An 18644-nucleotide genomic window follows, 5' to 3' on the forward strand; every position below is an offset into this window, starting at 1 on the left:
TCCCTCGAATGTGCACTTGTCAGCGACGGTCACACTGATTCAGGCCCCAAAGATGTCCGGCCCGCGCGGCGCAGCGGCGGAATTGCTCTGCGTTTCGCGTTTTCGGTGGGCGCTGGATGGCTGCTGTTTCTCAGCTTCCCGCCGCGCACGCTGTGGTTTCTCGCACCTGTCGCCATCGCCCTGCTGACGGTTGTTCTCCGGGGGCGAAGTCTCCGGGCAGGTTTCGGATTCGGCTATGCGGCGGGGCTGGGCTTCTTCATGCCCTTGCTTCCGTGGGTCGGGGCGTACGTGGGTCCGATCCCGTGGTTGGCGTTGGCGTCGATAGAAGCGGTCGCATTCGGAGTGTTCGGCGTCCTGGCAGTGGCGGTCGGTCGCGCTCCGCTCTACCCGGTGTGGATTGCGGGCGCATGGGTAACCACAGAAGCGCTTCGTAGTCGAGTTCCGTTCGGCGGTTTCCCTTGGGGGCGTTTAGCTTTCGGGCAAGCAGACAGTCCGTTGCTACCGTTGACGGCGATAGCCGGGGCACCAGGGTTGTCCTTTGTGACCGCGCTGACCGGAACTCTCCTTGCCTGGTCCCTGGCCGGAACCTCCCGTGTTCGATGGCAGGCATTGATGAAGGGTGGAACGGCCATCGTCCTCGTGTTCGTGAGTGCCTTCGTGGTGAGTTCTCCTGAAGTAACCCCGGACGAAGTCGTCACGGCGACCGTCGTTCAAGGTAATGTGCCGCGCCTGGGCCTGGATTTCAACGCCCAACGCCGAGCGGTGCTCGACAATCATGTTGCCCGCACCGAACAACTCGCAGCTGAGGTCACAGCGGGCCGAGCAGCCCGGCCACGACTTGTCATCTGGCCCGAAAACGCTTCGGATATAGATCCTTTGACGAATCGGGATGCGGCGGATCGACTGGACCGAGCAGCCCGTTCTATCGGCGCCCCGATCCTGGTCGGTACGGTCCTGCAGGGCGAGCCAGGAACATCGATCAACAGTGCCATGGTCTGGGATCCGACGGACGGCCCTGGGCAGCAACACATCAAACGGCAGCTTGTGCCCTTCGGGGAGTACCTGCCGCTCCGATCGATCGTTCGTGCAGTGTCGTCGTATGCCGATGCAGCAGGCAATTTCATTGCCGGGAACGGGAACGGCGTCGTCGACCTCAACGGCGTCCACATAGCTGTTGCCACCTGCTACGAGGTGGCCTTCGACGATCTGGTGACCGAGTCCGTCAAGGCAGGAGCCACCGTCATCGCGGTTCCCACCAACAACGCGACCTTCGGCCGGACCGAGATGACCTTTCAGCAGCTGGCCATGTCGCGGGTGCGGGCGGTCGAACACGGCCGCAGTGTGCTGATCGCAGCAACCAGCGGTGTCAGCGCAATCATCACGCCAACGGGTGTGGTGCGTCAACAGAGCGAGATCTTCACAGCACAAGCATTGACCGACGAGATCGCCGTTCGCTCCGATCTCACGTTGGCAACACGTGTGGGTTCGATTCCGGAACTCGCGTTGTCTGCGATCGTGCTTTCTCTCGCCACTTCGGCACTCTTCAGAGGCATGTACCGGGTTCGGCGGGGTGAAAGAACGAGAACATGAATTACTATGCATGATAGTAATTCAGTGTCGGTGCCAGTGCACAAGCGAAACGAGTTCACCAATGACCCAGAGCCGCAAAAAGTCCCCCACACGGCCGCGAGGCGGCGTGGTGCCTGGTGGCCGAGGATTTCCGTGGGCGATATCGCTGGCAGTCCTGGTCATCGTCGGTTTGGTCTCGGTCATCGCGTACAACGTGGTGCCTCGCGCAATCGATAAGAACGAGGCCCAAAAGTACGCTCCGAGTGCCGACAATCCCGACCCGTCGACGTCGATCGACGGCGTGAGCGAGATCGAATACGCAGCCGGCAGTCATATTCAAGCGCCGCAGCGCGTTGCATACGATCAAAATCCGCCATCGGGAGGTGCTCACGATCAGTACTGGGCAACGTGTACCGGAGTCGTCTATCCGGAGCCGATACGCACCGAGAACGTGGTGCACTCCCTCGAACACGGCGCGATCTGGGTGTCGTACGACCCCGAAGCGTTGAACTCGTCCGACATCGACACTCTCGCCTCCCGGGTCGACGGGGAACCGTATTCGCTGATGTCCCCCTTCCCCGGCATCGGCGCACCCATCTCTCTTCAGTCATGGGGGCACCAACTCAAGGTCGAGAGCGCCGACGACCCCCGTATCGCGCAATTCATCACCGCACTCCGACAGAATCCGAACACCCATCCGGAACCCGGTGCCAGTTGTGCGACGGTTCCGGGCGGATTCGACCCGAAGGAACCCTTCCCGTTCGATCCATCCCCTCCGGGTCCCGACGCCATCCCCGCGGCGGATCCGCCAGCCGCCGGCGTCGCCCCCGCTTCGCCCGCCCCGATGCCCACAGCCGGAGATCGCGGCAATGGCTGAACAACGCGATACGGACCAGATCGAACGCCAGCCAGTGGCTGCCTCTCCCGCAGATCGCCGACACACGCCGCCTGCGGTGTTGGTCGTCGGTATCGTCATCGCCTTGCTGCTCGGCATCGTCATTGGACTGTGGGTACAAGGGAAGATCGCCGACACCTCATCCGGGACGTCATCCGCCGAGTCCGTGGATATCGGCTTCGCGCAGGACATGTCCGTTCATCACGGGCAAGCAGTCGAGATGTCCTCTCTTGCCCTGGTCAACGCCACCGACCCGGCCATTCGAACTCTCGCCTTCGACGTCGTCACCACTCAGCAAAGCCAGATAGGAATGATGCAGGGGTGGCTGACGCTGTGGGACCGCCCCGCCCGTAGTTCAGGTGGGTACATGGAGTGGATGCCGATGCCTTCGGTATCGATGGATCATTCGATGCCAGGGATGAGCACCGCGCAAAGTGATGCCGAAGCGACTGCTGTATCGATGCCAGGTATGGCAACTTCTGCCGAGCTCGCCGAACTACGTGCGTTAACCGGCCCTGCCTTCGAGATTCGCTACCTACAGTTGTTGTTGCGCCACCATCAGGGCGGTATCCCCATGGCCCAGTACGCCGCCGACAATGCCGCTCTCCCGGCCGTGACGAATCTCGCGCGACAAATCGCTGTCACGCAGCAGGCGGAATCGACAGCTCTGCAAAATCTCCTCGCGGACAGGGATGCTCAACCAATCCCGATGAACTGAACCCCATAGGCGTCCGCGGACCACTCGGAACCGTGGCGTGTCGAAAACCTTTACCGGCGCGGAAGAGTTCTCAGGAACTCGTTGTAGGCATCGAGGTCGACATCGCCTTCGCGTGCGACCTTCTTGTCGACTGCGGCGTTGGTGAAGGATTCGTCGCGTTTCCACCGCATCGCGAAAACCACCATGATGATCAAGGCGATCGGTTCTCCGTAGGACCAAGCCAGTGCGCCGGCCATTTGTTGATCCGCCATCAGGTCCACATTCCAGGAGGCTGGCGGATTGGTGAAGGTACTCAGGAGTGGCGAAGTTGCCATCATCAGGATCACGCCGATGAAAACGTGGAGAGGCATTTCGACGAACAGGTCGAAACATCGACCCAGGTTGCTTTGTTTGACGGGCAACGGCCCCGAGGAGAGCACCGGGACGATGAACAGTACTCCGGTGGCCAGGAAGAAGAGCTCGAGACCTGTGTGACCGATCCAGGACCGCGCTACCAGGTCGAAGACCGGCGAGAGGTAAATGCCGTAGTAGCTGAACAGGAACAGTGGAATTGTGACGCCGGGGTGCAGCAGGATCTTCGCGGTCCGGCTTCGAAGCGCCGTCAGGGAAACTGTGAGAATCGGAATTCCCCAACCTGAATGAGGCGTGGAGCGCAGCAAAAGAAGTCCAGGACTGCCCAGAACCAGAAGTGGCGGAATGGCCATGGAGAGGGTCAGATGCTGGAACATCCAGATACTGAAAAGTTCGTATCCGTACCCCTCGACCGCCAGGCCCGTGACGAGAATCAGTAGCACGCAGCCGAAGACGAAACTGGCCGTCCTCGTCCACGGCCATGCTCTTCCGGACGCTTTCACCCGATGGACGCCCCAGCAGTACCACGCCGCCATCAAGATTCCGATGACCGGCAGCATCGGCAATGGCTGCGGAGCCCAGCCGACCATCTCACCGAACGAGGGTGCGGCCTCGGGAAGTCGTATCCAGTCCATCACCTGACCTGGCCTTTCCGTCCTCGCTCGACTGTGCTGCAGGTTCAGCGCTTCGAGCGCTTCTCTCCGCGCAGGACGATCACCATTCCGACCACGAACAGCAACGCCACGGCGCCACCGAGAATCGGCAGCAGCAGTGGGGATCCGTCGGCGGCGCCGGTTTCACCGGTGGCTGCCGACGGGGCGACTGTGACAGAGGGAAGAGCACCTGCAGGAGACGGTGCCGCCGCGTTCGGTGCCACGTTCAACGTGAAGGTATAGGACCCTGTGATCGGATGGCCGTCCTCGGAAATCACGCGATACCCCACGGTGTAGGTGCCCGAAGGCATCTGCGGGGTCGTGGAGAGAGAGACGCGCTCTCCCTGCACTGACGGATCCCCGGCCCCGACCTGCGTTCCGTCGGCCGTACTGACGGTCACGTTCGCAAAACTCGTCTGAATCTCTTGGTTGAACACCAATTCCACGGAAACAGGTGCAGCATCGAGAGCTGCATCCGCGGATGGAGTCGATCCGACCAGCGCACTGTGGGCTTGCGCGGTGCCTGCGCCGATGAGCGCACACCCTGCAGCCACCAGCAGCACAACCATTGCACGCCTCAAAATCTGTTCCTCCTACTCGGCTCACACCATCACGGTGCGGAGTCCGGCGATCGATGCACACCGGCATCTCGCTGAGAGACTACCTCCGACTACTATGTTGCATAGTAGTCAGGGTGTGTGGTCGCCGGAAGGCTGCGCGCACGAACGAACATCGACCCGGTAGGCGGATCCATGAAGTTGACCACCAACGCGAAATTTTCGATAGCCCTGGTAGCTGTCTTCGCTGTCGTCCTCGGTGCACTGTTGCTCGGTAACCGCAGCGGGACAGGGACCACCAGCGCCGGCGCTTCGGACGCGACGGTGCTCCGAGCCGACACCCATCTGCTTTCCACTGCCCCCGACAACGATGTCGTTCTGGTCGAATTCCTCGACTTCGAGTGCGAGGCATGCCTGGCTATGTATCCCACGATGGAACGGATACGTACCGAGTACGCGGACCGCATTACCTTTGGCGTGCGGTACTTCCCTATCCCCAGCCACACGAACAGCGGACTCGCAGCGCGAGTGGTCGAGGCAGCTTCTCGGCAAGGGAAGTTCGTCGAGATGTATCAGCGCATGTACGACACACAGACCGAGTGGGGTGAATCGTCCGAATCTCAAGAACCCCTCTTTCGTACGTTCGCACAGGATCTGGGGCTCGACATGGCTACCTTCGAAGCGGATCTGAAGGATCCCACTGTTGCCGAGCGGGTTGAACGAGACTTCAACGAAGGGATCGACTTGGGGGTGCAGGGCACGCCGACACTTTTCCTCGACGGCGTCCAGTTGCCAGCCATGCCCACATACGAGGAGCTCACCGGGCGCATCGACGCAGCGCTGGCCCGATGACGTCAACGGGTGGCACCCGGACCGATACCAGGGGGGCTCGCACTGCTGGTTCCTTCCCTGCAGCGTGTTCTTCCTACGCGATCGGTTGGATCCTCTCAGGTGCTGGCGTGCTCGGATTGATCGCGTCTCTGATACTGACGATCGAGAAGTTTCGACTTCTCTCCGATCCCTCGTATCGTCCGTCCTGCAGCATCAACCCCGTCCTCAGCTGCGGATCGGTGATGAGTTCTCCCCAGGCGTCGGTCTTCGGTTTTCCGAACTCGATCCTCGGCGTGGTGGCATTCACCGTCTTGCTGACCACGGGAATCGTAACGCTTTCCGCGAAAAGCGGACTTCCTCAATGGTATTGGCGGTCTCTCGTCATCGGATTGTTCGCCGGCGCGGTACTGGTCCACTGGCTGATATTCCAAAGCTTGTACAGAATCCAGGCGCTGTGCCCGTACTGCATGGTCGTGTGGGTGGTGACGATCACAGCACTCTGGTATGCCTCTTTGCACCTTTGCACCCGCAGCGCCTCAGCCTCCTCTCGACCCGTGACGAGAATCGTGACGGTCGGCGCCCAGAATCACACTCTCGTGCCTACCATCTGGATCTTGTCCGTCGCGAGCATGATTCTCAGCGCATTCTGGACTTATTGGTCGACGTTGATCTGAGGGTCTGACGCAAAAGGGCCACCGCCGCCGAACTCGGCAGGTGCACGATCAGCCACGCTCAACGCAACTACTATGGATCTTAGTTTTTAGCTCGGCAATCCACGGGCACATCGGCAATTGAGGCCAGGAGAAGGAGACGAACATGAAACTCACGGGTGCAGCGAAAGCGCTGGTCGACAAAGGCATGGAGGCCGCCTCGAAGAACGCGGACAAGATCGAAAATGCAATCGACAAAACCGCCGCTGCGGCCGAAACCAAAACCGGTGGAAAACTGACCAGCCAGATTCAGAGGGCCGCCTTTGCCGCGAAGAGAGCGATCCCTCCGAAGAAGTAGTCACCCCCTTTGTCGTGCCGCCTGATTGTCGTCGAATCCAAGGCGTACGACTGAGGATGAGTGTCGAATAATCTCGCTTCGGTGTGCCCCCCCTCGTAAAAGCACACCGAAGCGAGGAGCGCTCAGGGTTCGGTCGGTGGAGGGATGACGATGCTCGCGTGAAAATCGCTGTGCCACAGCCGCGCAAGGAGTGCGTAATAGGATTCGGTTACCCTCGATTGGGTCGTGAGCGCCGCTTCCGGCGACTCGATTGTCGTCGGAGCCAGAAGGAGTGCACGATTGGCCAATGCCGCCGCGGAACTCCCGATATCCATCACGGCACCACTGATACTGGCTGCGGCGTTCAGCACGGGGTCGGGAAGGACCGTGATCGAAGGCGTGAAGGTCCGTTCTGCGTCGACGGAAACCGCGACGGTGTGGAGATGGTTCTCGATTGTCGCGATTGCTTCGCCGACCCGGCGGGTGTGGACCCGAAGTTTGCGGGGGTGTCGGACGTGGCGACGAGATATCGGCGGCAAGGTCCGCAAGTGGTCAGCGGCATGGTTCGCCACTCCGCCGTCGAGAGCGGTGGGCAGTACGTCTCGGATCAACCAGTCCGTCAGTAGGGCGGCAGCGGCATCTGTTGCCGGGACGATGACCACTGGCATTGTTCGTGTTGACATTGGCTTTCCCATCGGACTTCGTCGCCGAACTACTTCTTCTCGTCATCGTCGGGCATGCCGGTAAGTACCTTCTCCGATTCTGAGGTCGTCTCCGGCCGATGACCGACCCCGACGTGTGCTTCTGCCCGCATCCGAGCCACCATGTGCGGGTAGTGCAACTCGAAGGCCGGACGCTCGCTACGAATGCGCGGCAACTCCGTGAAGTTGTGCCGCGGCGGCGGGCAAGTGGTCGCCCACTCCAGCGAGTTTCCGTAGCCCCACGGATCGTCGACGGTGACCACTTCGCCGAATCTGTAGCTCTTGAAGACGTTCCAGATGAACGGGAGAGTGGAGGCTCCGAGAATGAAGGATCCGATGGTCGAGACTGTATTGAGGGTGGTGAATCCATCCGCGGGTAGGTAGTCGGCGTAACGACGGGGCATACCTTCGGCACCGAGCCAGTGCTGGACGAGGAACGTCATGTGAAAGCCGACGAACGTGGTCCAGAAGTGCCACTTGCCCAGGCGTTCGTCCATCATGCGACCGGTCATCTTCGGGAACCAGAAATAGATACCGGCGTACGTCGCGAACACGACCGTACCGAAAACCACATAGTGGAAATGGGCGACAACGAAGTAAGTATCCGTGACCTGAAAATCCAGCGGAGGGCTCGCCAGCAGCACACCGGACAGGCCACCGAAGAGGAAGGTGATCAAGAATCCGAGAGAGAACAGCATCGGTGACTCGAACGTCAAGTGCCCCTTCCACATCGTTCCGATCCAGTTGAAGATCTTCACACCCGTCGGCACGGCGATCAGGAACGTCATGAACGAGAAGTACGGCAGCAGGACCGCGCCCGTCGCGTACATGTGATGCGCCCACACTGCGATCGACAGCGCCGCGATACCGAGCGTCGCGTAGACCAGGCCGCTGTAGCCGAAGATCGGTTTGCGGCTGAAGACCGGAAATATCTCCGAGACGATACCGAAGAACGGCAGCGCGATGATGTAGACCTCGGGATGACCGAAGAACCAGAACAGGTGCTGCCACAGCAGGACTCCGCCATTCGCGGGGTCGAAGATGTTGCCACCGAGGCGACGGTCGTAAAGCAGTGCGAAGAGTGCCGCGGTCAACAGCGGGAAGGCCAACAGAATCAAGACCGAGGTGATGAAGATGTTCCACGTGAAGATCGGCATGCGGAACATCGTCATCCCCGGAGCGCGTAAGCAGACAATGGTGGTGATCATGTTGACCGCGCCGAGAATGGTGCCGAGACCGGAGACGAGAAGCCCCACAATCCACAGATCCGCACCGACCCCAGGTGAGCTGACTGCCGAACTCAGAGGTGTGTAGGCCGTCCAGCCGAAATCTGCGGCACCGCCGGGAGTGACGAAGCCGCCCGTAGCGATGAGCGCACCGAAAAGGTAGAGCCAGTAGCTGAACGCGTTCAGTCGCGGGAAGGCGACATCCGGCGCACCGATCTGCAGGGGGAGAACGAAATTGGCGAATCCGAACACCACCGGCGTCGCGTACAGCAGCAGCATGATCGTGCCGTGCATGGTGAACAACTGGTTGTACTGCTCGTTCGACAGGAATTGCATGCCCGGAATCGCCAGTTCGCTGCGCATGATCAGCGCCATGAGCCCGCCGATGAGGAAGAACGCGAACGAAGTCACCAAATACATCAAGCCGAGCGTCTTGTGATCGGTCGTCGTCACAAGGTTCCGCAGCACCGATCCCTTCGGCGCCCGTCGCGCGGGGTACGGCCGGGCGGCGATGGGGGGTGATGCAATTGCGGTCATGGTCAGCCCGCTTCCTGTCGAGACGCAAATAGAGTGTGCGACAGAAGCATAACCCAAATACTACGTTGCATAGTTTTTGGGTTCGAGGTACCGATCGAGTGTTCCTCCGGTGCCGCCTTAGGTCACGAGGGCATGAGCGGACGCGGAGAAGACGACCATGGTGGTCAACGCGGCGATGACGGGAACGATCATCGGGAGCATCGCAGCAGAGATACAGACCAGTTTGGTGGCGCGAATCCGGGAATCGGCCTGCAGCCTGACCAAACGCACCGCGATCTCGTCGTCACCGAGCCCGAGAGTCCACACCGGCTGAGGTAGCGGCGACGTCGCCACCACGCGCAATGCCGACCGGACGGCATCGGGGCTGGTGGCTTGTGCAGCTCGATCGTCGGCAGCGAGCTCGACCAGCCGCCGCACCGCAGCGGGAGCCGCTTTGAACAGCGGGATCACCGGCAGCGCCTTCGCGAAGACTTCGCACACATTGATGATCCGGTGATGCTGCCCTCGCAAGTGTGCCCGCTCGTGCGCGATCACCGCTTCACGCTCGGATGCAGTCAAGCAATCGGAGAGACCTTTGGTCGCTACGACGAATCCCGGCCGTCCAGCGACGCTGTAGGCCATCGGCATCGGATGATCAAGCCAGAGAACGTCATCCGATGCCGGATCTGCGCGGGCGATGATCGATACGACATCACGGTGGTAGTCGCGGACCTTCGCTCGGCCCTTATGTTGTCGATGAGCCAAGAACAAGCTCCGAGCGGCGATGAGCGCGGTAACCGCAACTCCGCCGACAGCGAGCGCTTCCCCGATCCAGGGAGCCATCGCGTGCTGGAAGGCAGTGAAGCATCGCACGAGGGCCTCGGAGAGCCCTTCCGCTGGTGCATGGCTCGGCCACAGAAGGATCACTACTGCCGATACGGCAAGGAATCCCAGACCCACGATACTGCCGATCCATGCCGCGAGAATCGCTGCAGGAGCCAGAGTGGTCGATTCGAAACGCCGCAACACCTTGGGCATGAACGCTCCGATGAGCACGGCCCCGAGAAAGAGGACTGCGGCGAGAGTCATCTACCGAACCTTGCCGTGATCCAGCGCTCGCCGCAGTGCCTCGTATTCGTCATCCGAGACGTTTTGCGCGAAGTGCAGAAGCGCTGAAACAGAGTCGTTGCTGTTGTCGAGTAATTCGCGCATGGCCAGTGAGGTCGCTTCATCGCGGCTACGCGATGGCGAATAGATGTACGCGCGGCTTCGTTTTTCCCTCTGCACCCAACCTTTTTCGTGAAGGTGCGTCACGACGGTCAAGATCGTGGTGTATGCCTTCGGGGCGCCGCCCTCGAAGCGGTCGACCAGATCCCGCACAGACTGCGGCTCTTCTGCATCCCACAGGAGATCCATCACTTCGGATTCGAGCCCGCCGAGCCTCTTCATCTTCCTTCCCCCTTCGAAAATCGTCGATTGCGTCAGTCACTGATGGCCGGAGGCTGAATCTGTACCCCGCGCGCGTCCAACCATGCCATGGGATCGACCTTCTGGCCGTCTGCCTGCCACACCTCGTAATGCAGATGTGGCCCTGTTGATTGTCCTCTGTTTCCTACCGTCGCAATCAATTCTCCGGCACGCACCTTTTGACCCGCGGTTACCAGAGTCTCGTTGATGTGTCCGAAGACCCCGATTGTCCCGTCATCCTGCAGGATACGGACCCACAGTCCGAAACCCGACGCAGGTCCGGACTCGAGTACCGTACCGTCGGTCACGGACACGATAGGTGTACCAATCTCATTGGCAATGTCCAACCCGTAATGAGTCGACCCCCAACGCGGCCCGTAGTTCGACGTCAATGTTCCGCTGACAGGAGCCATCGTCAGCGGTTGGCGTGCAGCTGCCTCTCTCGACGCGCGATCGGTTGCCTCTCTCGACGCGCGATCGGTGTCGCGTTCGGTGCCTCGAGCCAACTGTTCGGCCAGCCTCCCCAGGTCGGCCAGTTTGGGAACCTGGAGAATTTCCGGAGCCGATGCCAGTGCCTGGTCGAGAGGTGCCAGCGGTTGTTGGTCGAGCTCGACGGGAGCACTGACGCTCCCTGCCGATGCATGTGAGGCGGATGTGCCGGCGGCAAGCAAAGCGCCGGTGGCGACAGAGAGAACCAAAGCCCGTCCACCAGGACGACTGCGGGACTGTCGGCGATGAGCACCGCCGCGTCGCGCCTGAACGCTTCCAGCGACGGATTCACGGTCGACTGCAGATGCGGTGGAGATATACATCGTGTCGACTGGCAGGTCTCGATCGCTGTGTGGCGTGCCGAAAAGATAACTTTCCCGAAGTGGGCAGTCGAGATCGTCGGTGTCGGGCTTGCGGTGTCGGGCCAAGATCGCATTCCTTGCGTCGCGGAAGGTCACAGAATGGTGACGGTCCCAGACAGCGTACTACTATTTCGCATAGTTTTTGGGCGAGCGTTGACAAAGTTCAGAATCTCGACGAAACGTCCCCTGCGAATGCACCTTCTCCTACTCATGTGCCGCGCGGTGGCATCTCGGCGAGCAGCACGCGGTGAGGAACCCTGTCGCGATTGCCAGGGGCATTGCTCCGATCGCGATTATCAGTCCGGCACCGAACCGTTGATCTCGCGAGAGGTCGTCGAGCCAGCCGCGCTGCAACGACGCGAAGTACTGATCAGCAATCACCGTGTCAGTGGTGATCAGTGCTGCTGCGAGGCCCCCGTAGGCCAAGAACGCCACCAGGAGCAGGGCCATCCTGACCGCGAGGCTCGCCCGCCTCGGCAAGGGATCGACGCCGACCATGACCCAGAAGAACATGAAACCGCAGATCAGCAGGGTTCCGTTGATCACCAGATGGGGGACGTGCGAGCCGGCGACAGAGCTGTACATCCCCCCCAGGTAAAGGAGAGGCAGGGCTCCGGCGAAAATCACAGCAATCACATAGGGCTGGGACATGAATCGGAACCAGGAGCCTCTGTACACGCTCTGCGCCCATTCCCTGAGGCCGGGCGCATCTCCGGACGATCGTCGAACGGAGAGCCTAAACAGCGTGAACGGGGCGCCCAGGACCAGACAGAGTGGAGCAAGGACCGCCACGGCGGACGTTGCGGCCATATGCATACTCATCACTGCGGGTGCATATCTACCCACTCCCGACGATGTTGCGACAAGCAACACCAGGCACCCCAGAGCCCAGCTGACCGATCGGAACGTCGACCACTGCACGCCCTGCTGTCGGAGGCGAAAAACGCCGACGACGTAGCACGCAGCCAACACCACGGCGAGAGTTCCGAAAATGAGATCGAATCGCCAGTCGACGAGCAAGCGGCCCGCAGTCGGTACGCCATCGAGCGCATACCCGAGTACCTCCTCGACTCTGCTCGGATCCTGTCGTTCCGTGGGCGCCGGGGGCGGCGTGCGGCCCAGGGCGACGGCGATACCGACGGTTACTGCGAGAACCACCGACTCCACCCCTGCCAGACGAATGAAGGTGCGACCGTCGCTAGGGTCCTTCGTCAGTTCGGCGATCGCGATTGTCCGTTGGCGCCAACCTGCCAGTCCGGTGAGGACCAAGGCGGCGACTTTGGCAAGAATCAAGACACCGTAGGTGCTACTCCACACCGCGGTGAGCGGCACCCGCACGGCAGCGTTGACCACACCGCTGATCGCTATGACGACGAACGCCATGAGTGCCACGGCCGAGAAGCGGCGCGCGGCGAAGTCGAGATAGCTCCCCTTTCTGCGGGCATGCAGCACGAGAGCCGCTATTCCTCCCATCCAGATCGACGCCGCAAGGATATGCAGAACCAAACTGTTCGTGGCGATGTCGTGGGATCCGCCCGAGGAGGAGTGACCCGACAATGCCCTGGGGAGCAGGCTGAACAAAGCGAATGCGAGAAGTAACGGTGTCCACGAATATCGCAGGGTCAGACGACACGCAATCGCGAGTACGAGTGTGAGTCCTGCGGTCCATGCCCATGCAGTTGTGACATCGATGTCCGAGATCGCGCGAGCGAACAGCCCTGGATCGGCGAACACGACGGAGAGAGGTTGGCCTGAACTGTCCGAGAGGGTGAGTGGAACGAGCAGCGCCGCGCATACCGCCCAGATAGCGGCGGCGACGCTTGCGGTTCGTAGCGCCAGATATCCGTCGACATCGAGTACACCTGAGGCTTGAGGCGGAACGAGAACGGCAGCCAAAAGTAGACTGCCTACGGTCATCACGGCGGCAACCTCGCCGAACGCCATCACCGCCGGGAGTCCGTAAATCGTCAAGGGCCCCGGATCTGGAAGTCCGAGCAATCGCAGCGCCTCGGAAGTTGATGCGCGCGCCAATGCCGCCGCAGTGATTGCAGCTATGACACCCCATCCCAATACTTTCCGTATGGGTCGTCCGACGACGAGGGTATCGGCGCCGGACGGTTCGGTTTCGATCATTTGCGGGTGGACCTCTCAGCATTGTGGATCTCGCCCGCGCGATCGGTGCTCCGGACCAAAATACTATGACGGATAGTTGCATGGGTGCTTCAGCCAGGGTTTACTGAAACTCTCTCGTTGGCAAATATGCGCATATGAGAATACGACGCTCCAGTCATCGGCGAGAAGGGCATATCGAGATGGGTCACGGCCATGGGCACGGCGTTGCGGAACAAGCTGCGAGTGCATCGGGTAAACATGTCCGCAAATTATGGATAGCCGTCGGGCTCGGTCTGGTCACGTTCGTCACGCAAGTCATCGTGGGGTTGTCCACGTCATCACTCGCCCTGCTCTCCGACTCCGCACACGTCTTCACCGATGTGTTCGGCATCCTCATGGCATTGACCGCTATCTTGCTTGCGCAAAGAGCGCGATCGCGCCCGGATCGCACGTTCGGTATGTACCGGGCGGAGGTGTTCGCTGCCTTGTTCAATGCTCTACTCCTGTTCGGTGTCGCCGGATGGGTTCTCTACGAAGCTCTCGGTCGACTTTCCGATCCGCCTGAGGTCCCTGGACTCCCGGTGAGCATCGTCGCTGTCGTCGGCCTCGTGATGAACATCGCGGCATTCTTGCTGCTTCGCAGCGGGGCGAAGGAAAGCATCAACGTCCGGGGCGCCTATCTCGAGGTCATGGCTGACATGCTCGGGTCCGTTGGAGTCCTGATCAGCGGATTGGTCACACTGATCTTCGGATGGCGGTATGCGGATCCGGTGATCGGTGTTGCGATCGGCTTGTTCGTCCTACCGCGTGCATACAATCTCGGCCGCCATGCCCTGCGGATCCTGCTCCAGCACGCCCCCGCCGGCGTGAGCATCACCGAGGTGACGCAAGCCTTGCAGGGGATCCCCGGAGTCAAGGACGCTCACGACCTTCACATCTGGACGCTCACATCGGGCATGGAAGTTGCGTCGGCGCATTTGACGATCGACGAGGAGTCCGATCCGACCAAGGTTCTCGCTGCTGCCCAGGATCTATTGGCCACCCAGTTCAATCTCGTACACGCGACCCTGCAGGTAGAACCCGCCGCGGGTGACGGGCGTTGCCAGGAGCTTCCGTGGTGAGTACCAACGAGGTGACCACGAACGACAAATCCCCCCATCGCAAGAAACGAATTCTCTTCGCTACGACGGTGCTCGTTTCGGTCGTCGTCGCCCTGACGATTGAGCCCGTTGCGCGGAAGCACCTGTCCGGGGCCAACGAGATGGATCTGGGCGTCGTCAGTTTGAGGCTGGCTTACAACAGTGGTGTCGCCTTCAGCCTGGGCAATCAGCTGCCGAGTGCCGTCATCATCGCCTTTACCGGCCTCGCCACCATGGGAATCGCCGTATACGCCTGGCGGAGTGTCCCGCAAAGTCGCGGGGTGGCCGTGATCGGTTTCGCTCTGATTGTCGCCGGAGCTGCCTCCAACGTGGTCGACCGAGCCCTCGACGGGAAGGTCACCGACTACTTCCACACCGGCTGGTGGCCCACCTTCAATCTTGCCGATACCTACCTCACCTGTGGATTCATCCTGGTCGCCGTGTCGCTGCTGTTCGAATCCGCGCGCGGGTCCGAACGTGAGATTCAGCGTCCGCAATCCGTGTGACCTGATTCGAGCGAGGAGGGAGCCGGAGCGCTGTCGACAGGGAAGCAGTCCATCTCTGCGAACTTCTGCGGTTCGAGGTGGCGAAACCACGACGCCCCACTCGTCGAAAATTTCCGCGGTCCGCCTGTTTTCGGTCGAATGCGTTCGGATAGTTTGGGGGCTATGAAAATAAAGTTCGGCATGACAAACTTTGAGGTGTGACTCTTTTGACTGCCAGGAATGTCGATGCTTCGGTCGGGTGGCCATGAGCGCACCGTCGCGGCGACAATTGTTGATCGGTGGGGCGCTCGCCGGATCAGCCGGACTCATGATGAACGCAGGAAGAGTTGCGGGCGCATCGCCTACCGAGCATCCCGGAAACACCAACCCGGGTACCGCCGCACCTGACGGAGACGGCGGAGTCCGTCACGGCGGCACGAGCGGTGCGACCTTTCGGGCCGGTCAGCAGGTGAACCACACTGCCAACGGGTTTCATCCCACGGCAATGCTGCGTGACTTCGACTACGGGACGACTTCCGAATTGCCTGACGGTCGAACGCTACGCGAGTGGGAGATCTTCGCAGCCGACGAGGAGATCGAGGTAGCACCCGGAGTCTATTTTCCCGCGTGGACCTTCAACTCCCGCATTCCAGGTCCCGCCTTGAGATGCAGTGAGGGAGACCGGCTCCGGGTGCGGTTCGTCAACGGTTCCGCGCACCCTCACACGATGCACTTTCACGGAATCCATCCCGCTGACATGGACGGAATTCCCGGGGTAGGTCGGGGCATCATCGAGCCGGGCGAATCATTCACTTACGAATTCGATGCAACCCCTTTCGGATTGCATCTCTATCACTGCCACGTCAATCCACTTGCAGAGCACATTGCCCGCGGCATGTACGGCACATTCATCGTCGATCCAGCTCAGGGGCGCCCGGCGGCTGACGAAATGGTGATGGTGATGCACGGCTACAACACCACATTCGACGGGCAAGGAAACCAGCTCTACGCGGTCAACGGCATCCCGTTCCATCACATGCACGAACCGGTACAGGTGAAACGAGGCGAGCTGGTTCGCATCTACCTGGTCAACGTCCTCGAATACGATCCGATCAACAGCTTCCACGTGCACGGGAACTTCTTCGACTACTACCCGACCGGGACTCGGCTCGAGTCCAGCGAATTCACGGACACGATCATCCAGGCCCAAGGTCAGCGCGGAATATGCGAACTGCGCTTTCCCTACCTGGGCAAGTACATGTTCCACGCCCACAAGACCGAATTCGCCGATCTGGGCTGGATGGGATTCTTCGAGGTGACCGAATGACCGGCACCCCAGATCCTCCCTCTCCTACGAGCACTCATGAGAATTCCTTTGACACTGCGGGTTCCGCGCATACAGAGTCCGATCAAACAGGCGCATCTCGCACCGGCCTTTGGCTCCGAGGCGCCGCAGTACTCGCGATCATCGTCATCGCCCTGACTGCGCTGGCAATGCTCGCCGGACAAAGCCTCCCCGAACGCACCGGCCCACCGATCGAGAACATCTCCGTCGAACGAACGGCCCTCGAACCAGGCCGAATCACGTTGACGCTACGCAACACCGGCCCCGACGCGGTGACCGTCGCGCAAGTTGCCGTGAACGACACATTCGTCGATTTGGTAGGCGCTGCAGATCCCATCGGCAGACTCGAGTCCCAGACGATCACCCTCGACTACCCGTGGATCACCGGACAGCCGTACCTCGTCTCGATGCTCACCTCCACAGGGTTGGTCATCGAACACGAAATTCCCGCTGCCGTAGCAACTCCCGTCCCGGGAGTGGCGTTCTTCGGCTTGATGGCTCTATTGGGCACATACGTCGGAGTCATCCCGGTCCTGCTCGGGATGCTCTTGCTACCTGTGATGCGGGGCGCCGGCGTCAGGGCAGTCAGATTCGTGCTGGCCGTCACGGTCGGTCTGCTCGCCTTTTTGATCTTCGACGGCACGAGCGAGGGGTTCAAGCTGGCAGCAGCCTCGAGCGGAGCCTTCGGCGGCGGCACTCTCGTCGTTCTCGGCGCGGCGATCGCCTTCCTGACGCTCACGTGCATCGACCGCTACCTACGCGGAAGACGCCCAGCCGGTACGACAGGTGCATCCGAACTCAGACTGGCACTGATGATTTCCATCGGCATCGGATTGCACAATCTCGGAGAAGGCCTCGCGATCGGATCCGCGTATGCGGTAGGTGAGCTTGCGCTCGGCGCGTTCCTCGTTATCGGATTCACCCTGCACAACACAACAGAGGGACTCGCGATCATCGCACCGTTGGCTCGGCGACGTACCCCCCTGTTGACCTTGTTGGGGTTGGGATTGATCGCGGGTGCGCCGGCAATTCTCGGTGCTGTTATCGGGGCGGGCGTCGACAACCGTGAAGTATCTGCGTTGCTGCTCGGAGTCGGGGTCGGCGCAATCATCCAGGTCGTCATCCAAATTGCACCGTCCTTGCGCACACAAGGCCGCTCGGATCTGGATCCGATGGTTCTCGTCGGCGTCGGTGTCGGAATACTCCTGATGTTTCTCACTGGTTTGGTGGTCCCCGCATGAGCACGATCGATCCATCCGACATCAAGGTCGGGCGCAGAACGGTCCTCCTCACAGCCTGCGCGACAACTTGTCTCGCCGTTGCCGGATGTAGCACCCAGAACAACAGCAATGCACCCGGCGTAACCCTGGGCAGTGCCGAGGTTCCGATATCAGCGGTTCCTGTCGGCGGCGGAGTCATTCTGGCGGACGAGCAAGTCGTGATCACCCAGCCGCAGGAAGGCGTGTTCCAAGCCTTCTCTGCGGTATGTACCCACCAGGGATGCGTAGTCTCCGAGGTCAGCGATGGAACGATCAACTGCCCATGTCATGGCAGCCGATACTCCATCGTCGATGGCTCGGTCGTGCAACGACCTGCTCAGAAGCCACTGCACAGCTACGCCCTTTCTCGCACCGCGGACACGATCATCGTCAACTAAGCCGGAGAACGGCACTTCCGAACTGGGACAGCTATCTGCGAAGGTTGTTATGGAACAGTGCGTTCGGCGGCGCTGAGGAAGTGAGAGATGTGTATTCTGCACAACCCGAGTTCTCGGCGTACGGCCCATCGCATTGGGCAGCCATCGCTCTGTTTGTCGCGGGTTCGGTGTTTCTGATCTGGGCGGGACGTAGACAGACCGAAGCGCAAGCTCGCCACCTCAGCCGCGCCCTCGGCGGAATACTGGCGGTGATATACGGCTCGGCGGTGCTCTACTCGCTGTCCTCACCCACGCTAGGAGGATCCGTACCCTTACAACTCACCGATCTCGCGACAGTGTCCGCGATCTACGCATTGTGGTCGCACCGACATTGGCCGTTCGCCCTCACCTACTACTGGGGGCTTGTATTGAGTACGCAGGCGTTGATTTCACCGGCTCTGGCCGGGCCCGACTTCCCCGGTTACGAGTTTCTTGCCTTCTGGGCGATTCACTGTCAATGGCCACGAAGTTCTCCCCGTAGGCGGCCAGTAGTTCTCCCCGCTGGTGGCCACGGGTTCTCCCCGGTGGCGGCCAGTTGTTTTTCC

At 60.8% G+C, this 18644-nt stretch carries 20 protein-coding genes; 12 read left to right on the forward strand and 8 right to left on the reverse strand.

Translation table 11 applies throughout. The features are described from left to right. Positions 1–81 precede the first annotated feature (81 nt). The 3 genes from lnt (at position 82) to ABWI03_RS31430 (ending at position 3182) form a co-directional block, all read left to right on the forward strand. Positions 82–1590 (forward strand): apolipoprotein N-acyltransferase, encoded by a 1509-nt coding sequence (gene lnt, locus ABWI03_RS31420; RefSeq protein ID WP_435054172.1) that lies wholly within the window; start codon positions 82–84, stop codon positions 1588–1590. Between the two features lie 61 nt (positions 1591–1651). Next, positions 1652–2446: a thioredoxin-like domain-containing protein gene (locus ABWI03_RS31425; protein ID WP_041814189.1), complete on the forward strand. Its 795-nt coding sequence runs from the start codon at positions 1652–1654 to the stop codon at positions 2444–2446. After that, positions 2439–3182, forward strand: a complete 744-nt coding sequence (locus ABWI03_RS31430; protein WP_003944664.1) for a DUF305 domain-containing protein — start codon at positions 2439–2441, stop codon at positions 3180–3182. Before ABWI03_RS31425 ends, ABWI03_RS31430 begins: the two co-directional genes overlap by 8 nt. Before the next feature lie 50 nt (positions 3183–3232). Here the strand turns inward: ABWI03_RS31430 and ABWI03_RS31435 are convergent, their stop codons facing one another. Both ABWI03_RS31435 and ABWI03_RS31440 read right to left on the reverse strand, forming a co-directional pair. Next, positions 3233–4168 (reverse strand): cytochrome c oxidase assembly protein, encoded by a 936-nt coding sequence (locus ABWI03_RS31435; RefSeq protein WP_037131609.1) that lies wholly within the window; start codon positions 4166–4168, stop codon positions 3233–3235. A 44-nt stretch (positions 4169–4212) separates the two neighbouring features. Beyond that, positions 4213–4755, reverse strand: a complete 543-nt coding sequence (locus tag ABWI03_RS31440; protein ID WP_229757319.1) for a copper resistance CopC family protein — start codon at positions 4753–4755, stop codon at positions 4213–4215. Between the two features lie 183 nt (positions 4756–4938). On the opposite strand from ABWI03_RS31440, the gene ABWI03_RS31445 reads away from it, so the two are divergent. From ABWI03_RS31445 to ABWI03_RS31455, 3 genes are all read left to right on the forward strand, one after another. After that, on the forward strand, positions 4939–5595 hold the full coding sequence (locus ABWI03_RS31445) for a DsbA family protein (RefSeq protein ID WP_003944626.1): 657 nt from the start codon (positions 4939–4941) through the stop codon (positions 5593–5595). Then, the gene (locus ABWI03_RS31450) at positions 5592–6248 is read left to right on the forward strand and encodes a vitamin K epoxide reductase family protein (protein ID WP_003944651.1); all 657 of its coding nucleotides are present in this window, start codon (positions 5592–5594) and stop codon (positions 6246–6248) included. Before ABWI03_RS31445 ends, ABWI03_RS31450 begins: the two co-directional genes overlap by 4 nt. Positions 6249–6390: 142 nt before the next feature. After that, on the forward strand, positions 6391–6582 hold the full coding sequence (locus tag ABWI03_RS31455; protein WP_003944616.1) for an antitoxin: 192 nt from the start codon (positions 6391–6393) through the stop codon (positions 6580–6582). Positions 6583–6704: 122 nt separating this feature from the next. On the opposite strand, the gene ABWI03_RS31460 is transcribed toward ABWI03_RS31455, so the two are convergent. The 6 genes from ABWI03_RS31460 to ABWI03_RS31485 all read right to left on the reverse strand — a co-directional run bounded on the left by ABWI03_RS31460 (position 6705) and on the right by ABWI03_RS31485 (position 13455). After that, positions 6705–7244, reverse strand: a complete 540-nt coding sequence (locus ABWI03_RS31460) for a hypothetical protein (RefSeq protein ID WP_229757320.1) — start codon at positions 7242–7244, stop codon at positions 6705–6707. A 29-nt stretch (positions 7245–7273) separates the two neighbouring features. Then, on the reverse strand, positions 7274–9025 hold the full coding sequence (gene ctaD / locus ABWI03_RS31465) for an aa3-type cytochrome oxidase subunit I (protein ID WP_011331640.1): 1752 nt from the start codon (positions 9023–9025) through the stop codon (positions 7274–7276). 117 nt (positions 9026–9142) lie between these two features. Beyond that, entirely contained in the window at positions 9143–10093 is a 951-nt protein-coding gene (locus ABWI03_RS31470) for a M56 family metallopeptidase (RefSeq protein WP_003944663.1), read from the reverse strand. After that, on the reverse strand, positions 10094–10453 hold the full coding sequence (locus ABWI03_RS31475) for a BlaI/MecI/CopY family transcriptional regulator (RefSeq protein ID WP_003944627.1): 360 nt from the start codon (positions 10451–10453) through the stop codon (positions 10094–10096). It lies immediately after the preceding gene. Positions 10454–10485: 32 nt separating this feature from the next. Then, entirely contained in the window at positions 10486–11283 is a 798-nt protein-coding gene (locus ABWI03_RS31480) for a M23 family metallopeptidase (protein ID WP_011331642.1), read from the reverse strand. 243 nt (positions 11284–11526) lie between these two features. Beyond that, the gene (locus tag ABWI03_RS31485; protein WP_011331643.1) at positions 11527–13455 is read right to left on the reverse strand and encodes a bifunctional copper resistance protein CopD/cytochrome c oxidase assembly protein; all 1929 of its coding nucleotides are present in this window, start codon (positions 13453–13455) and stop codon (positions 11527–11529) included. Between the two features lie 179 nt (positions 13456–13634). On the opposite strand from ABWI03_RS31485, the gene ABWI03_RS31490 reads away from it, so the two are divergent. From ABWI03_RS31490 to ABWI03_RS31515, 6 genes are all read left to right on the forward strand, one after another. Further along, positions 13635–14555, forward strand: coding sequence for a cation diffusion facilitator family transporter (locus tag ABWI03_RS31490; protein ID WP_003944635.1), 921 nt, complete (start codon positions 13635–13637; stop codon positions 14553–14555). Beyond that, entirely contained in the window at positions 14552–15079 is a 528-nt protein-coding gene (gene lspA, locus ABWI03_RS31495) for a signal peptidase II (RefSeq protein ID WP_011331644.1), read from the forward strand. The genes ABWI03_RS31490 and lspA overlap by 4 nt, the downstream gene beginning before the upstream one ends. Before the next feature lie 238 nt (positions 15080–15317). Continuing rightward, entirely contained in the window at positions 15318–16385 is a 1068-nt protein-coding gene (locus tag ABWI03_RS31500) for a multicopper oxidase domain-containing protein (protein ID WP_432431462.1), read from the forward strand. Continuing rightward, entirely contained in the window at positions 16382–17644 is a 1263-nt protein-coding gene (locus ABWI03_RS31505; RefSeq protein ID WP_011331646.1) for a ZIP family metal transporter, read from the forward strand. The genes ABWI03_RS31500 and ABWI03_RS31505 overlap by 4 nt, the downstream gene beginning before the upstream one ends. Beyond that, positions 17641–18060 carry a QcrA and Rieske domain-containing protein gene (locus ABWI03_RS31510; protein WP_011331647.1) on the forward strand — a complete coding sequence of 140 codons (420 nt, stop codon included), beginning with the start codon at positions 17641–17643 and terminating at the stop codon, positions 18058–18060. The genes ABWI03_RS31505 and ABWI03_RS31510 overlap by 4 nt, the downstream gene beginning before the upstream one ends. A gap of 89 nt (positions 18061–18149) precedes the next feature. Beyond that, on the forward strand, positions 18150–18644 hold a 495-nt coding region (locus ABWI03_RS31515; protein ID WP_353799036.1), incomplete at its 3' end, for a TMEM164-related integral membrane acyltransferase.

The sequence above is a fragment of the Rhodococcus baikonurensis genome, assembly GCF_040489275.1.
GTDB lineage: Bacteria > Actinomycetota > Actinomycetes > Mycobacteriales > Mycobacteriaceae > Rhodococcus_F > Rhodococcus_F baikonurensis.

What these genes read in the sequence shown, in the direction of transcription:
- ABWI03_RS31445 (WP_003944626.1), top strand. Translation starts at nt 4,939, where the DNA reads ATGAAGTTGACCACCAACGCGAAATTTTCGATAGCCCTGGTAGCTGTC.
- ABWI03_RS31430 (WP_003944664.1), top strand. Translation starts at nt 2,439, where the DNA reads ATGGCTGAACAACGCGATACGGACCAGATCGAACGCCAGCCAGTGGCT.
- ABWI03_RS31470 (WP_003944663.1), bottom strand. Translation starts at nt 10,093, where the DNA reads ATGACTCTCGCCGCAGTCCTCTTTCTCGGGGCCGTGCTCATCGGAGCG.
- ABWI03_RS31440 (WP_229757319.1), bottom strand. Translation starts at nt 4,755, where the DNA reads ATGGTTGTGCTGCTGGTGGCTGCAGGGTGTGCGCTCATCGGCGCAGGC.
- ABWI03_RS31450 (WP_003944651.1), top strand. Translation starts at nt 5,592, where the DNA reads ATGACGTCAACGGGTGGCACCCGGACCGATACCAGGGGGGCTCGCACT.
- ABWI03_RS31425 (WP_041814189.1), top strand. Translation starts at nt 1,652, where the DNA reads ATGACCCAGAGCCGCAAAAAGTCCCCCACACGGCCGCGAGGCGGCGTG.
- ctaD (WP_011331640.1), bottom strand. Translation starts at nt 9,025, where the DNA reads ATGACCGCAATTGCATCACCCCCCATCGCCGCCCGGCCGTACCCCGCG.
- ABWI03_RS31435 (WP_037131609.1), bottom strand. Translation starts at nt 4,168, where the DNA reads ATGGACTGGATACGACTTCCCGAGGCCGCACCCTCGTTCGGTGAGATG.
- ABWI03_RS31510 (WP_011331647.1), top strand. Translation starts at nt 17,641, where the DNA reads ATGAGCACGATCGATCCATCCGACATCAAGGTCGGGCGCAGAACGGTC.
- ABWI03_RS31460 (WP_229757320.1), bottom strand. Translation starts at nt 7,244, where the DNA reads ATGTCAACACGAACAATGCCAGTGGTCATCGTCCCGGCAACAGATGCC.
- ABWI03_RS31480 (WP_011331642.1), bottom strand. Translation starts at nt 11,283, where the DNA reads ATGTATATCTCCACCGCATCTGCAGTCGACCGTGAATCCGTCGCTGGA.
- ABWI03_RS31505 (WP_011331646.1), top strand. Translation starts at nt 16,382, where the DNA reads ATGACCGGCACCCCAGATCCTCCCTCTCCTACGAGCACTCATGAGAAT.
- ABWI03_RS31455 (WP_003944616.1), top strand. Translation starts at nt 6,391, where the DNA reads ATGAAACTCACGGGTGCAGCGAAAGCGCTGGTCGACAAAGGCATGGAG.
- ABWI03_RS31490 (WP_003944635.1), top strand. Translation starts at nt 13,635, where the DNA reads ATGGGTCACGGCCATGGGCACGGCGTTGCGGAACAAGCTGCGAGTGCA.
- ABWI03_RS31485 (WP_011331643.1), bottom strand. Translation starts at nt 13,455, where the DNA reads ATGATCGAAACCGAACCGTCCGGCGCCGATACCCTCGTCGTCGGACGA.
- ABWI03_RS31475 (WP_003944627.1), bottom strand. Translation starts at nt 10,453, where the DNA reads ATGAAGAGGCTCGGCGGGCTCGAATCCGAAGTGATGGATCTCCTGTGG.